We start from the raw sequence: 15,162 nt of genomic DNA on the forward strand, positions 1-15,162 counted from the left end.
GCTATAATTCCCATTTCCCGCTCCGCCCGTCCACACCGGGCAAGTATTCAAATGACCAAATACGTATTCGTCACGGGGGGAGTCGTCTCATCCCTGGGCAAAGGCATTGCTGCGGCATCTCTCGCCGCCATCCTAGAATCCCGCGGCTTGCGGGTCACCATGCTCAAACTGGATCCCTATATCAACGTCGATCCTGGCACCATGAGCCCGTTTCAGCATGGCGAGGTTTTCGTCACCGAAGACGGGGCCGAAACCGACCTTGATCTCGGCCACTACGAGCGCTTCGTCTCGGCACGGATGCACAAGGTCAATAATTTCACCACCGGTCAGATCTACGAATCCGTCCTGCGCAAAGAGCGCCGTGGCGATTACCTGGGTAAAACCGTACAGGTCATCCCGCACATCACCAACGAGATCCAGGATTTCATCGCCCGCGGCGCCAAGGCGGCCTATAACGGCCAGGCCGATATCGCTATGGTCGAGATCGGCGGTACGGTGGGTGACATCGAATCCCTGCCGTTCCTCGAGGCCGTGCGCCAGATGAGCCTGCGCCTGGGGCGCAATCAGTGCGCGTTTGTGCACCTTACGCTGGTGCCGTTCATTGCTTCTGCCGGCGAGCTCAAAACCAAGCCCACTCAGCACTCGGTGCAAAAACTGCGCGAAATCGGCATTTATCCCAATGCCCTGTTATGCCGCGCCGATCGCCCGGTGCCCGATGACGAGCGTGCCAAAATCTCATTGTTTTCCAATGTGCCGCTGGATGCCGTGATTTCTGTGTCCGACGCGGATTCCATCTACAAGATTCCGGCCATGCTGCATCAGCAGGGGCTCGACAGCCTGGTGTGCGATGCGCTGGCCATCACGCCACCGCCCGCCGATCTCACCGTCTGGGATCGCCTGGTGCACGACCTCGAAAACCCGCGCGGCTCGGTCACTATCGGCATGGTCGGCAAGTATGTCGATCTCACCGAGTCCTATAAATCGCTGTCCGAAGCCTTGGTGCACGCGGGCATTCATACTCATTCCCGTGTCGATATCGTCTATCTGGATTCCGAAGAGATCGATACCCAGGGCATCGCTTGCCTGGCGGGCCTGGACGCTATTCTGGTGCCCGGTGGCTTTGGCAAACGGGGTACCGAAGGCAAGATCAAGGCCATCCAGTATGCCCGCGAGCACGGCATCCCCTATCTGGGCATCTGCCTGGGCATGCAGCTGGCTGTGGTCGAGTTCGCACGTCATGTGGCGGGCTTGGGCGGTGCCAACAGCACGGAGTTCGATCCTTCCGCACCGCATCCCGTGGTGGCCCTGATCACCGAGTGGCAAGATCGGGAAGGCAAGATCGAGAAGCGCGATGCGTCTTCTGATCTTGGCGGCACCATGCGCAAAGGGGCCCAGCGTTGCCCGGTCAAGCCGGGTACACGGGCTGCCAGCATCTATGGCACCGAGGTCAACGAACGCCATCGCCATCGCTACGAGGTCAATAACGTCTACGTCAATCGCCTCGAAGAAGCCGGCATGGTCATCAGTGCCCGTACGCCCACCGAGAATCTGCCGGAGATCATGGAGATCCCCAGTCATCCGTGGTTCATGGGCGTGCAGTTTCACCCCGAGTTCACCTCTACGCCGCGTGACGGCCATCCTTTGTTCAGCAGTTTCATTCAGGCAGCGCTCACCTATCAGCAAAGCCAGGTAAAAAAGGCCGGTTGACGGCCAAAGGGGTACCCCATGCAGTTATGTCACTTCGAGGCCGGGCTCACCCAGCCCTTGTTCCTGATTGCCGGGCCATGCGTCATCGAATCCCGCGAGCTCGCTTTCGAGACGGCCGGTGTTTTGCAAGAAATCACCCGGGCCCTGGGTATCCCCTTTATCTACAAAAGCTCGTTTGATAAGGCCAATCGCAGCTCTGGCGCGTCTTTCCGCGGCCCGGGCATCGATGAGGGCCTGAAAATTCTGGCCGATGTGCGCCAGCAGCTGGGCGTACCCGTGCTCACCGATGTGCACGAAGCCGGCCAGGCCCGCGAGGTTGCCTCGGTTGTGGATGTGCTGCAGACGCCGGCCTTTTTGTGCCGCCAAACCGATTTCATCCAAACCTGCGCAGCCACGCTCAAGCCGGTCAATATCAAAAAGGGGCAGTTTCTGGCCCCCGAAGACATGCTGCAGGTTGTGACCAAGGCCCGTGCCGCTGCCATCGAGGCAGGCGGAGATGGCCAGAACATTATGGTTTGCGAGCGCGGCGCATCGTTTGGTTACCATAATCTGGTTTCTGACATGCGATCCTTGGCCATCATGCGCGATACGCATTGTCCAGTGGTTTTTGATGCCACGCATTCGGTTCAGTTGCCCGGCGGGCAGGGTACCCGGTCGGGTGGCCAGCGCGAGTTTGTCCCTGTGCTGGCGCGTGCGGCGGTGGCGGTTGGCGTGGCCGGTGTCTTTATGGAAACGCACCCTGATCCCGAAAAAGCATTATCCGACGGCCCCAATGCTGTGCCGCTGGATAAAATGCGGGCCTTGCTGCAAAGCCTGGTGGCGCTGGATCGTTGCGTCAAGCAAGACGGCGCGGTATCACTGACTCTGTAATAGCGGCTATAAAGCCGGGCTAAACGTGCGGCGGCCGTCCTGAAGTAGACTGAACCCGTGCATCCCCCGCTACAATAGTGGGGTTTCCCTTGAACACATTACACAGGCAGGACACCCTCACCATGAGCGCAATTGTAGATATCATCGGACGCGAGATCCTCGATTCACGCGGCAACCCCACTGTAGAGTGCGACGTTTTGCTCGAATCCGGTGCCATGGGTCGGGCTGCCGTGCCCTCGGGTGCCTCCACGGGCTCACGCGAGGCCATCGAGCTGCGCGACGGTGATAAAACCCGCTATCTGGGCAAAGGGGTGTTGCGCGCTGTCGAGCACATCAACACCGAGATCTCCGAGGCACTGTTGGGCCTGGATGCCCAAGAGCAAACGTTTATCGACCGCACCCTGATCGAACTCGACGGCACTGAGGATAAAAGCCGCCTGGGTGCCAATGCCATCTTGGCTGCCAGCATGGCAGTGGCCAAGGCAGCCGCCGAAGACGCCGGCCTGCCCCTGTACCGCTATTTTGGTGGCAGTGGCCCCCTGCAAATGCCCGTGCCGATGATGAACGTCATCAATGGTGGGGCGCATGCCAACAACAGCCTCGATCTCCAAGAGTTCATGATCCTGCCGGTGGGCGCGGCCAGCTTCCGTGAAGCCCTGCGCATGGGCGCAGAAATCTTTCATGCACTCAAAAAGATCATTGCCGATCAAGGCATGCCCACTGCCGTGGGTGACGAAGGCGGGTTTGCGCCCAACGTGGCCAACCACGAAGCCGCCATCCAGCTGATCCTGCAAGCAATCAGCGCCGCCGGCTACGAGGCCGGCACGCAAGTAGTGCTGGGTCTGGATTGCGCCAGCTCCGAGTTCTACCGTGATGGCAAGTACCATCTGGCCGGCGAGGGGGGTGTGTCTTTAAGCTCGCAGGATTTTGCCAATCTGCTGGCCTCCTGGTGCGACAAATACCCCATCGTCACCATCGAAGACGGCATGGCCGAAGACGACTGGGACGGCTGGCGCATTCTCACCGAGCAACTCGGCAAAAAGGTTCAGTTGGTGGGCGACGATCTCTTCGTCACCAACACCCGTATTCTTAAAAAGGGCATCGAGCAGCACATCGCCAACTCGATCCTCATCAAGATCAACCAGATCGGGACCCTCACCGAAACCTTCGCCGCCATCGAGATGGCCAAGCGCGCCGGTTACACCGCAGTCATTTCGCACCGCTCGGGCGAAACCGAAGACGCCACCATCGCCGATATCGCAGTGGCAACCAATGCCATGCAGATCAAAACCGGCTCTCTGTCGCGCTCCGACCGCATGGCCAAGTACAACCAGTTGCTGCGTATCGAAGAAGAGCTCGCCGAAGTGGCCAGCTATCCCGGTGTGTCTGCCTTCTATAACCTGCGCTAAAACGGCCTCATGCGCCTGCTCAGCCTGGTTCTGCTGGCGCTTGCGCTAGTCATCCAGTACCCGCTTTGGTGGGGCAAGGGTGGCTGGCTGCAGGTGCAGGCGCTCGAGACGCAGGTGCATAAAGAAACGGATACCAACCAGGCCCTGATGGCCCGCAATAACGCCTTGCAGGCCGAAGTTCAGGATCTTAAAACCGGTATCTCCGCCGTCGAAGAGCGCGCCCGGGGCGAGCTCAACATGATCCGCGAAGGCGAATACTTCGTACAGGTCTTGCCGCGGCCGCCTCAAGGCCAATAAGGTTCCGCAGGCCAGCCATTGGCCGTTTGCGCCGTTTATCCACATCAGATCTTAAGGCGCACACAGCGCATCTGGCGGGGTGCCTGCGTCCGTACCGGGTGCCGGGGCGTGCCCGTCGCCTGTGTCAGAGCCGGGCACGCCCTCGTTGTTTGCGCCCGCTGGGTTGCCATCATCACTGGCTGCACCCGGAGAGGCCCCTTTGCCATCGGGTATCGGTTCGGTGGATGGGTTTGGCACGTTGCCAGTGGCCGGCGGGTCTGGCATTGCGGGCAGGGGTGGTGCCGGATTACCGGGCAGTGGCTGATTGCCTGGTGCTGATCCATTTGCGGTGCCCGGCGTGGCATGCACCACGCGGCCATCCGGCAGATCCGGCCAGTTCAGTGGATCGGATTGCATCGATAGCGTCAGCCTGCGCTTAAAGGGCAAATACCCGTGCTGCATCATGCGCCTGGCCAGTGGGTCGGGGTGCAGGTCGGCCAGTGCCCGTATCAAGCCTGCTGTGGGTGGCAACAGGGCTTGCTGGGGCCACCAGAGTTCCAGGCTCAGCGTATTGGCCTGCTGGATCGTCTGGCCGGACTGTGGCCCACGGCCTTGTGGCCAGCCTTGGGTAAGCCGTTGCTGGTGCTGCAGAGCCTGGTAATCGTTGCGGATGCGTGCCAGCCCTGCGGGATGGTCGGCGTGATCGGCAAAGGCGGTAGTGGTGGGCTGCAGGATGCGGATCTGCCAGGGGATGCCCAGAGACGCCTGATTGGCCAGTACCCGGGATTGTGCTGTGTGGTTTGGGTAGAGGCGGTGCAGCGATTGCTCGAATGCGGCCGCAATGGCCTCAGGGCTGGCCTGGCGGGTGATGCCCGCCCGGGCGGCATCCATCAGGTTCAGGCTAAGGGTCTGGCGCAGGTTCATCCAGTGTGCCAGTTCGGCACCTCCCAGGCCCAGGCTCAGCATGGGCATGGCTACCAGCAAAAAGCCGGCCATGCCCATGCCGTGCTGTTGCCATGCGCTGCGCAGGCAGACGGCCTTGTGCCGCCGGCGGTCTGTTGCGGGCGCAGGCCTGTGTGCCTGAATGAGGTACCTGCGCATGCGTGGCTCTACGACAGTGTCTGAGGCCTGTCCAGGAATGCAACAGGATGGACACCTAGTGTGCCGCAATCGCCCGCAGCAGGGCAGGCGGGGGATCCCTCTGTGCTGCTTTGGGGGTACCGGGGCTTGTCAGCCGCAAGAATCAGTGGATGGTGCCCGAGCCAGGTGCGGGGGTTTGAGCGGGATCGTCCAGGAACAGGCTGGCACAATCCACAGCGTCAAAATCGTAGGGTTTGCCGCAGAAATTGCAGTCGATATGCACCTGTCCTTGTTCTTCAAGGATGGATTGAACCTCGGCCTGGCCCAGATTGCGCAGCATGTCTGCCACCCTGGCACGGGAGCACGGACAGTGCCAGCTGACTTCCTGGTCGTCAAAGGCCAGCAGGTCGTCTTCCCAAAACAGCTTGTGCATCAGGGTGTCAGGGCTGTCGGCCAACAGTTCGCCGGGCCGCAGGGTTTCGGCCAGCGTCTGGCAGTGCGCCCAGGTGGCGTTGGCTGCGTCGGTGGCGGCGGGGGTTGTCTGGGGGCTGCTGGGCATTGGCATGCGTTGCAACATCAGCCCGGCACATTGCTTGTTGTCTGCCGCCAGCCACAACCGGGTGTCCAGCTGTTCGGAGTGCTTCATGTAGTGTTCCAGCGCATCAGAGACGCGATCGCCTTCCAGGGACACAATACCCTGGTAGGGCGTTGCGCCGTTTTCCCGGTGGCTGGGATCGAGCATCACGGTAAAGCGTCCTTGCTGATCAGCGTTTAATAGTGCTTGCAAAGAAGCGGATTCGGGGATGATGGCGTCTTCGCGCAATTGTGCGGTGGCACGCAGCTGCAACGCGGCGGTGCATTCGACCATGATCAAGCGCACAGGCCCGTTGCCTTGCAGCTGCAGCACCACAGAGCCATCAAATTTGATGTTGCCGGCCAGCAAAACAGCCGCTGCCGCGAGTTCGCCCAAAAGTTGCACGACCAGCGGCGGGAGATTCTGGTGCGCCAGCCCGGTTTGCCAGGCTGACTCCAGATGCAGGGCCTGCATGCGGGTGCTGTGGTCGGGGGTAAGGTATTTTTTTAGGATATTGCTCATGTCAGGGTAGACCGGAGATCGTGGAGTTCAGTGCCCAGAAGGCGATCATGCAGAAACTGGCCCTGTGGATCTATCCACGTCCAGATGAAAATTGAAAACGGTGCCAGAACAATCAGCGTGTCGATGGCCGGCCAACCGCTTAAATGGGCAATGCCGCCAATCAGCAGGGCACTCAGCAAAGGCAGTGGCCACAATAGTACATAGCGCAACAGCATGCGGCCGGTGCTGACGGGGCGCCCGCCGCGATCTGTCAGGCGGATATCCCAGGTTTTCATGGGCAGGGTCTGGCCACCGCGGCGCCAGCAGGTCACAAAATACACGCCGATTGCGATAAACAGGACTACCTGGCGCACATTGCGCAGCATTAGCCCGCTGCGGCTTTGCGTCAGCGTGTCGAACAGGTAGCCTGTCAAAAACACCACCCCAAACAGCAGGACGCCTTCATACATCATGGAGGCAAAACGCCGCAAGCGTGGTGGGGCAAGGGGCGGGACAGGCAAGGCGGAAGCAGACATGGTAGGCCGGGATCTAAAACGCACGTGGCGTGAAAGCCGCATTATCCCATGGTCACGCCTTGTGTACGGCGTCTGGTATCCGTCTGACTGCGCAGGCAAAGCAAAGGCCGCCCTAGGGCGGCCTTTGCCAGATCAGCCTGTTGTGGCGTGATCAGTTGGCGGTGCGTACCGTGTGGTGCACTCGGCCTTCCGGGGTCTTGAAGAAACTGGCAACTTTCTGAACCAGCGATTTCACCATGCGATCCAGTGTGTATTCTTGTTGGGCCTCGATGGCTTCAGCCAGCAGTTGGCGTTCCAGGGCATCGGTCAGGCGGACATCCGCGTAGTTCGTGTTTTTCATTGCAAGCCTCTTTGCGTGAAAAGAGCGTTTCGCTCGGGTTAACCCTATTATAGGGTTTACCCTAGTCAAAATGCAAGTGCTTGCACTGAAGATAAAAGGCGGGTGTGGCCCCGATGCATCAATCGATATCGTTTGCCTGGCCCGGGTGGTCACGATACCCTTTGGCTACCAGATCAAACTGGAACAGGCGGCAATCCAGTGCACCGTTATGCAAGGGATGGCGCCGTCGGGCTTTCAGCCGCAGCTGCTTGGGAAAATCGAGGTCGCTGGTGATGACATTGAGCTGCCAGCCTGCATACTGCTGCTTAAGCTGTGAGGCCCATTGCGACCAGAGCTCTGCTTCGCCGCTGCCCAGACGCTCGCCGTAGGGCGGGTTGGTTACGATCCAGCCGTGGTCGGCTGGTGCCGGCATCTGCCGTGCGTCGCACACACGAAAATCAATCGTGCCGGGGCTTAGATGAGCCCGCTCGGTATTTGCCCGGGCCGCCTCGATGGCCGCTGCATCGATGTCGCTGCCCACCAGGGGTTGCTCCAGACGGGGGGCAATATGACTGCGAGCATCCTCTTTCAGGTCGCGCCATAGGCGTGCATCGTGCGGGCGCAGCCGTTCAAATCCGAAAGGCCGCCAAATGCCTGCGGGTACGCCCAGCGCAATCCAGGCGGCTTCAATCAGGATGGTACCGCTGCCACAAAACGGATCCAGCAGGGTGGCGTCGGGTTGCCACCCGGACAAGGCCAGCAAGCCGGCTGCCAGGTTTTCGCGCAAGGGGGCCTCGCCTTTGTCCAGTCGCCAGCCGCGCTTGAACAACGATTCTCCTGATACGTCGAGGTAGAGGGTTGCGTGCGTGGCGTCCAGAAACAGGTGTACCCGGGCGTCCGGGCGCACGGTGTCAATGTCGGGGCGGCTACCTTCGCGCTCGCGCAGGCGGTCGCAGATGCCGTCCTTGGCCCGCAGATTGCAGTATTGCAAGCTTTGCATCGGGCTGTGGATGGCAGAGGTATCCACACGCAAGGTGTCCTCGGGGCCAAACCAGCGTTCCCACTCGGTTTCGCGTGCCAGGGCCAGGATGTCGTCTTCGTGTTGCACCGGGGCGTGGGCCAGCTGTACCAATATCCGCGTCGCCAGGCGTGAATACAGATTGGCGCGCAAGATGCCGGTCCAGTTGGCATCAAAATGGCAGCCGGCCCGGCCTGCCTCAACCCTGTCGTAGCCCAGTGCCTGAAGCTCCAGGCTCAGGGCCTCTTCCAGCCCGTGGGGGCAGGGCGCAAACACGTGGAATACTTCGGCGGTAAAGGGGGCTCTTGGGCGCCGCGCCTTATGCTGAATACGAGGTGGTGCGTCTTCGTCCGGCCGGCGGCGCTCGGTGGTAAATGTCCGCGCCCTGGGTGTGCGGGGTTCAGGTTGCCAGGAGGTATCGTCTGCCCGGGTGTTTCGCCGGGCGTCTGACCGTGTGCCTGGCCGCCCGGAGGCACCGCGAGGGCGGGCAGAGGGTGATCCGTCTGTCTGCCGTGCGGGTGAACGTGGTCGTGAGGGTGATGACTCATCGAAGCGGCGTGAGGGCGAACGGCCCGGGGCCTGGTCGTCCCGCCATCTTGGTGCTGTACCGGGCCGGGACTCCCTGGCGTGGCTTTTCGGGCTGCTGGTTTCGGGCGTGTCTTCACCGCGGGCGTGCAGGGCGCGCTCTTGCAGCGCTGCCTGGCGGGCGCGCGCCCCCGACCGCTTGGGGCGTTGGTCGTCGTCGGGCTCTTGGTGAGTGCTCTTTTTGGGCTTGAGACGCAGTGTTTTGCTGGGGCTGGAGTCGGTCATAGGGTTCAGAAGGGTTTAACCACCACGAAGATCAGAATCAACAGCAGCAGCAGGACGGGGATTTCGTTGAACCAACGGAAATACCGGTGGCTGTGCCGGCTGGATCCGTTGGAGAACACCCGCAAATGGTGGCGGCAGGCGATATGAAACGCCAGCAAGCCCAGAACGCCACACAACTTGGCATGCATCCAGATCTGGCCTTGCCCGATGCCGTATCCCAGCCACAGGATCAGGCCTAGAATCAGGGCCAACACCCCTAAAGGGGTCATGAAGCGGTACAGTCGCTGCGCCATGCCCAGCAGCGTCTCGCGCGTAGGGGCATCGGTGGTCTGGGCCAGATTGACAAAAATGCGTGGCAAGTAAAACAGGCCGGCGAACCAGGACACCACAAACAGGATATGAAACGTTTTGACCCACAACATGCTTAGCCTCGCAGCTGGCCGTTGCCGGTAAGCACCCATTTCTGGATGGTCAGGCCTTCCAGGCCAACCGGCCCGCGGGCATGCAGCCGGTTGGTGGAAATGCCGATTTCCGCACCCAGGCCGTACTCGAAGCCGTCGGCAAAGCAGGTGGGCAAATTGACATACACCGAGCTGGAATCCACCTCGCGCTGAAAACGCTGGGCTGCCGAGATGTCTTCGGTGAGGATGGACTCGGTGTGTTCGGAACTATACCGGGCAATGTGATCCATGGCCTCGTCCAGGGAATCCACAACCTTCACGGCCAGTATGGGGGCCAGAAATTCGGTGGTCCAGTCGTCCTCGGTGGCTGGCACCGCACCGGGCATCAGCGCAGCGGCCCGTGGGCAGGCGCGCAACTCGACGCCCAACTGGGCAAAGCGTGCTGCAACACCCGGCAGCCAGGCGGCAGCGATATCAGTATGCACCAGCAGGGTTTCCATGGCACCACAGATCCCGCAGCGGTAGGTTTTGGCATTCACCACAATCTCAAGCGCCTGATCCAGCCGGGCGGCGCGGTCGACAAAAATATGGCAGTTGCCTTCCAGGTGCTTGATCAGCGGGATGCGGGATTCTTTGGACAGGCGGGCAATCAGGCTTTTGCCACCGCGAGGGATGATGACATCGATATGGTCTGTCAGGGTGATCATCTCGCCCACGGCCGATCGGTCGGGCGTATCCACCACCTGTACGGCCTGTGCAGGCAAGCCTGCTGCCTGCAGGCCTTCCTGGATGATGGTGCCCAGTGCCTGGTTGGAATAAAACGCCTCGCTGCCGCCGCGCAAAATCGTGGCATTGCCCGATTTCAGGCATAGGGCGGCCGCGTCGATTGTGACGTTGGGGCGGGATTCGTAGATGATGCCGATCACGCCCAGCGGTACGCGCATGCGGGCCACCTGCATGCCATTGGGGCGCACGATGGTTTCGCTTAAACCGCCGATGGGATCGGGCATGGCGGCAATCTGTGCCAGGCCGGCAGCCATCGTATCCAGCGCCTTGTCCGACAGTTTCAGCCGATCCATCAGCGGGGCTTCCAGGCCACGTTGCGCCGCAGCCTGGAGGTCGCGTGCGTTTTCATCCTGCAGCCATTGCCGGCGGTCCTGCAGTTGCTTGGCCATGGCCAAGAGGGCGGCCGATTTGGTGGCCCCGGAGGCAATCCGCATGTGTCGGGCTGCCTGGCGTGCCTGGCGGCCCAGTTGTTCTAGCGGTGTGTGGTCTGTGTGTGCAGCAGTCATGGCAGTCTCGGAAAGACGTGAAGATCAGGCGCGGGCAGGGCGGCGGCCCGGCGTGCTGGCGATGCGTAATACCAGGCGGGCCAGTTCGTCCCAGGGGTTGGAGAGCCGGCCAGCCACCGGGATGCCCTTGATCAGGCAGTCGACTTCGTGGGTATGACGCAGGGCAGCCGGCCAGGCTTTGCTGGGCACACGCTGCAGCGCCTGTTTGAACAGACGCTCGCGGGGCCCAAAAATACGTTGTGCCCGAAAAGCGTTCTCGGGGTTGGGTTCTTGTGCCAGACGTGCCAGCAGCCGGATTTCCTCGCCTACCGACCACAATACCAGCGGCAGCGCCTCGCCTTCGGCGTGCAGGCCGTCCAGGATGGCAAGGGCGCGATCGCTTTGGCCCGCCAGCATCGCATCGCGCAGGTCGAAGGGGTTGTAGCGGGCCACATTGAGGACAGCTGCCTGGATATCGGCCAGTGTCAGTGCGCCGGCAGGATGCAGCAGGGCCAGTTTCTGGATTTCCTGGTGGGCAGCCAGCAGATTGCCTTCTACCTGGTCGCTTAGCCAGGCCAGCGCATCGCCGTCTGTCGATTGATCCTGGCGTGCCAGGCGCTCGGTAATCCAGCCAGGCAGTGCGGCCCGGGTGATGCTCGGGACGTCGATCCAGAGTACCTGTTTTTTAAGCGTTTGAACCCATTTGGCTTTTTGGCTTGCCCAATCCAGTGTGGGAAGCCGAATCAATATACGCACATCCGGCAATTGTCCCTCGGCGGCCATGGTGGCCAGCGACTGCAAGGCGTCTGCCCCGGCTTTGCCGGGTTTGCCAGTGGGCAGGCTGATTTCCAGCATGCGCAAATCGCCAAACAAAGAGGTGTTGCGCGCCGTGGCCAGGGCTACCGACCAATCGCTGCGCGCGTCCATCACCAGGTGTGTGCGTTCGGTGCACCCTTGCTGGATGGCCGCTGCCTTGCAGGCATCGGCGATCTCGGTGACCAGCAGGATCTCGTCTCCCGACAATACCGCGCAGGCGGGCAGCTCGCGGCCGTCCTGAAACTGCTCGATCAACTGGCGGGCGTCGGACGCTTGTCGGGACACTAGTACCCCCGTCCACCCGGGTTCATCAGCAGTTCACCGGCCGAGTTGTCTTGCTGGATGGTGTCATCGGGCATCTGGACCACCGGCTGTGCGGCTGCGTTTTCATAGGCTTCCTGGACATCTGGTGCGCTCAGGCGTCGCAGAATCTGATCGATCAGGCTCTGGCGCATGTCCTTGAAAGTGCGGGTGATCTCGCTTTCTTTGGCCTGCACGATGCGGTCGTTGTAGGGCAGCTCGCGGATACTGTGCAAGGTGGTGGGCGCCAGCAGTACGTGGCCTGCGGGGTCGAGCAGCTCGAAGGTGAAATCAAGATTGAGCTCGTATTCTTCGACCCGGCCTTCGGTGTCGATGGATAACTGCCGCAGCTGTTGATTTTCGGATATCTGGTGTAGATAGACGTCGGCCTCGGATCGCTCTCGTATAAATCGCGTATCGGGCGAATTGGCGCTGACGATGCGCTCTAAACGCGCACCAAATGCCGAATCAAGATTGATGTTGGTGTAGATCTGGTGAAACGGCAGCGGTGTGGCAGCTTTAAGGTGGAAGCCGCATGCGCCCAGCGCCAGCAGGCATCCCAAGGACAGAAGCAAGCGCAGCAGGCGGTTGGGTGCAGGCAAAGTGTTCATGCGGCTTATCCCACAATATTGACCAATCGGCCAGGCACCACCACCACACGCCGGGGTGGGCGGCCCTCAAGGAACTTGCCAACGGCTTCGTGTGCGGTGGCCATGGCTTCGATGGTTGCTTTATCGGCGGCTTCGGGTACATTCAGGTGTCCGCGCACTTTGCCGTTGATCTGCAAGACCAGCTCGACCACATCCGCGTGCAAGGCGGCGTCGTCAACTTCGGGCCAGCTGGCGTCGAGAAGATCGCCAAGCGAATCAGCAAAACCAAGCTCGCGCCACAGTTGCCAGGTGATGTGTGGCACCACCGGGTACAGCACGCGCAACAAGATGGAGGTGGTTTCGGCCAGGGCCGGGCCCGCGACACCCGCTTGCGCGGCAGCCTCCAGTGCGTTCAGCATTTTCATGGCGGTAGAGACCACGGTGTTGTACTGAATGCGCTGGTAGTCGTAGTCGGCCTGTTTCAGCAGGCTGTGAACCGTGCGGCGCAGGTCGGCCGCGGCATCGTCCAGGCCTTCCCAAGAGATGCCGGGCTTGAGTTGATCGTGCAGGGCCGCCTGCTGGCTTTGGCAGTAAGACCACAAACGCCGCAAGAAGCGATACGCGCCATCCACCCCGGAGTCGGACCACTCGAGGGTGGTTTCGGGTGGGCTGGCAAACATCACGAACAGGCGGGCCGTGTCGGCGCCCATGCTGTCGATCAAGGATTGAGGATCGACACCGTTGTTTTTGGATTTCGACATGGTGCCGATGCCGCCGTAATCCACGGCTGAGCCATCGGATTTGAGGCGGGCACCCGTGATGGCGCCTTTGTCATCGGTGATGTTTTCGACCTGTTCGGGCCAGAAGTACTCGATGCCGCCACGCGAGTTGCGGCGCGAATAGATGTGGTTAAGCACCATGCCCTGGCAAAGCAGCCGGGTAAAGGGCTCGGAAAACTTCAGCATCCCGAGGTCGCGCATGACGCGGGTCCAGAACCGCGCATACAGCAGGTGCAAGACCGCGTGCTCGATGCCGCCGATGTATTGATCCATCGGCATCCAGTAGTCGTTGCGTGCATCCACCATGGCCTGATCGTTGCCTGGTGAGGTATAGCGCATGAAATACCAGGACGAATCAACAAAGGTGTCCATGGTGTCGGTTTCACGTCGCGCCGGCTTGCCGCAAGACGGACAATGGCAGGACAAGAAGGCCTCGTGTTTGGCCAGGGGGTTGCCACTGCCATCGGGGACGAGGTCTTCTGGCAACACCACCGGCAGGTCTTTCTCGGGCACTGGTACCGGCCCGCAATCGGGGCAATGAATGATGGGGATGGGGGTGCCCCAATACCGCTGACGGGAGATCCCCCAGTCGCGCAGGCGCCAGGTGGTGCGCAACTGGCCCAGATCCATGGCCTGGAGGTCGGCTGCCACGGCCTGGATGGCCTGGGCCGTGCTCAGGCCATCGTATTTGCCCGAGTTGACCGTACGGCCGACTTGTTTGTCGCCATACCATTCTTGCCACTGGATATCCGACCACGTCTGGCCTTCGGCCTGGATCACCTGGTGGATAGGCAGGCCATATTTGCGTGCAAAGGCAAAGTCGCGCTCGTCGTGGGCAGGTACGCCCATGACGGCGCCATCGCCGTAAGTCATCAGTACATAATTGCCTACCCAGACCGGGACAGGCTCGCCGGTAAGAGGATGAGTGACAAACAGGCCGGTGGGCAGGCCTTCTTTCTCGCGCGTGGCAAGTTCGGCCTCGGTGGTGCCACCCTGGCGGCAGGCTTCGATAAAGCTGGCGAGTTGCGGGTTGTCCTGGGCCGCGCGTGTTGCCAGAGGATGCTCGGGGGCCACCGCGCAGAAGGTGACGCCCATGATGGTGTCGGCGCGCGTGGTAAAGACATGCAGCAGGCCGTCCTGGATCAGATTGCCCTCAGCGTCCCGGATATCGTGGCGAAAAGCAAAGCGTACGCCTTCGCTGCGGCCGATCCAGTTTTCTTGCATCAGGCGCACGCGCTCGGGCCAGCCGGGCAGGCTGTCTTTCAGGGTGTCCAGCAGCTCGTCGGCGTAGTCGGTGATGCGCAGGTAGTAACCGGGGATCTCGCGTTTCTCAATCACCGCTCCCGAGCGCCAGCCGCGCCCATCAATGACCTGCTCGTTGGCCAGTACGGTTTTGTCGACCGGATCCCAGTTGACGGTTTGAGTCTTGCGATAGGCGATGCCTTTTTCGAGCATCTTCAGGAACAGCCATTGGTTCCATTTGTAGTAGGCCGGATCGCAGGCGCACATTTCGCGCGACCAGTCGATGGCCAGACCCATCGCCTGCATCTGCTTTTTCATGTAGGCAATGTTGTCGTATGTCCATTTGGCCGGGGGCACGTTGTATTTCATAGCGGCGTTTTCAGCCGGCATGCCAAACGCGTCCCAACCCATTGGCATCAGGACGTTATATCCGCGCATGCGCAACTGGCGCGCCATCATGTCGTTGATGGTGTAGTTGCGCACGTGGCCCATGTGCAGCTTGCCGCTGGGGTAGGGCAACATCGAGCAGGCGTAGAACTTTGGTTTTGGCGAGCCATCCGCGTGAGTGGCGTGTTCGGTGACGCGATAGACGTCGCCTGCGCGCCAATGGGCCTGAGCGTCGGATTCGACCTGGTTCGGGTTGTAGCGTTCCTGCATGGATGT

The 15,162-nt window shown here is 61.1% G+C and carries 14 protein-coding genes; 4 read left to right on the top strand and 10 right to left on the bottom strand.

What is annotated here, in order from left to right:
- Positions 1–51: 51 nt before the first annotated feature.
- The 4 genes from pyrG to ftsB all read left to right on the top strand — a co-directional run bounded on the left by pyrG (position 52) and on the right by ftsB (position 4,283).
- Entirely contained in the window at positions 52–1,707 is a 1,656-nt protein-coding gene (gene pyrG, locus ABS758_RS09200) for a CTP synthase (RefSeq protein WP_350382096.1), read from the top strand.
- A gap of 18 nt (positions 1,708–1,725) precedes the next feature.
- Complete coding sequence (gene kdsA / locus ABS758_RS09205; RefSeq protein ID WP_350382094.1) at positions 1,726–2,577, top strand: 3-deoxy-8-phosphooctulonate synthase; 852 nt, start codon at positions 1,726–1,728, stop codon at positions 2,575–2,577.
- Between the two features lie 122 nt (positions 2,578–2,699).
- Positions 2,700–3,986: a phosphopyruvate hydratase gene (gene eno, locus ABS758_RS09210; protein ID WP_350382092.1), complete on the top strand. Its 1,287-nt coding sequence runs from the start codon at positions 2,700–2,702 to the stop codon at positions 3,984–3,986.
- 9 nt (positions 3,987–3,995) lie between these two features.
- Positions 3,996–4,283: a cell division protein FtsB gene (gene ftsB / locus ABS758_RS09215; RefSeq protein WP_350382091.1), complete on the top strand. Its 288-nt coding sequence runs from the start codon at positions 3,996–3,998 to the stop codon at positions 4,281–4,283.
- A 51-nt stretch (positions 4,284–4,334) separates the two neighbouring features.
- Here ftsB and ABS758_RS09220 read toward each other — a convergent pair whose 3' ends face one another.
- From ABS758_RS09220 to leuS, 10 genes are all read right to left on the bottom strand, one after another.
- The gene (locus tag ABS758_RS09220; RefSeq protein ID WP_350382089.1) at positions 4,335–5,363 is read right to left on the bottom strand and encodes a TadE/TadG family type IV pilus assembly protein; all 1,029 of its coding nucleotides are present in this window, start codon (positions 5,361–5,363) and stop codon (positions 4,335–4,337) included.
- Between the two features lie 142 nt (positions 5,364–5,505).
- Complete coding sequence (hslO, locus tag ABS758_RS09225) at positions 5,506–6,438, bottom strand: Hsp33 family molecular chaperone HslO (RefSeq protein ID WP_350382088.1); 933 nt, start codon at positions 6,436–6,438, stop codon at positions 5,506–5,508.
- On the bottom strand, positions 6,435–6,953 hold the full coding sequence (locus ABS758_RS09230; RefSeq protein WP_350382087.1) for an RDD family protein: 519 nt from the start codon (positions 6,951–6,953) through the stop codon (positions 6,435–6,437). Before ABS758_RS09230 ends, hslO begins: the two co-directional genes overlap by 4 nt.
- Positions 6,954–7,104: 151 nt before the next feature.
- A complete protein-coding gene (locus ABS758_RS09235) occupies positions 7,105–7,293 on the bottom strand; it encodes a hypothetical protein (RefSeq protein WP_350382086.1) in 189 nt (62 codons plus the stop codon).
- Between the two features lie 118 nt (positions 7,294–7,411).
- Positions 7,412–9,100 carry a THUMP domain-containing class I SAM-dependent RNA methyltransferase gene (locus ABS758_RS09240; RefSeq protein WP_350382085.1) on the bottom strand — a complete coding sequence of 563 codons (1,689 nt, stop codon included), beginning with the start codon at positions 9,098–9,100 and terminating at the stop codon, positions 7,412–7,414.
- A 5-nt stretch (positions 9,101–9,105) separates the two neighbouring features.
- Positions 9,106–9,522 (bottom strand): CopD family protein, encoded by a 417-nt coding sequence (locus ABS758_RS09245; RefSeq protein ID WP_350382083.1) that lies wholly within the window; start codon positions 9,520–9,522, stop codon positions 9,106–9,108.
- Positions 9,523–9,524: 2 nt separating this feature from the next.
- Positions 9,525–10,793: a glutamate-5-semialdehyde dehydrogenase gene (locus tag ABS758_RS09250; RefSeq protein ID WP_350382081.1), complete on the bottom strand. Its 1,269-nt coding sequence runs from the start codon at positions 10,791–10,793 to the stop codon at positions 9,525–9,527.
- 24 nt (positions 10,794–10,817) lie between these two features.
- On the bottom strand, positions 10,818–11,873 hold the full coding sequence (gene holA, locus ABS758_RS09255) for a DNA polymerase III subunit delta (RefSeq protein ID WP_350382079.1): 1,056 nt from the start codon (positions 11,871–11,873) through the stop codon (positions 10,818–10,820).
- Positions 11,873–12,499 carry an LPS-assembly lipoprotein LptE gene (locus ABS758_RS09260; RefSeq protein ID WP_350382077.1) on the bottom strand — a complete coding sequence of 209 codons (627 nt, stop codon included), beginning with the start codon at positions 12,497–12,499 and terminating at the stop codon, positions 11,873–11,875. Before ABS758_RS09260 ends, holA begins: the two co-directional genes overlap by 1 nt.
- A 5-nt stretch (positions 12,500–12,504) precedes the next feature.
- Positions 12,505–15,156 (bottom strand): leucine--tRNA ligase, encoded by a 2,652-nt coding sequence (gene leuS, locus ABS758_RS09265; RefSeq protein WP_350382076.1) that lies wholly within the window; start codon positions 15,154–15,156, stop codon positions 12,505–12,507.
- Positions 15,157–15,162: the final 6 nt, after the last annotated feature.

Source organism: Castellaniella sp. FW104-7C03, assembly GCF_040276085.1.
Taxonomy (GTDB): Bacteria; Pseudomonadota; Gammaproteobacteria; order Burkholderiales; family Burkholderiaceae_B; genus Castellaniella.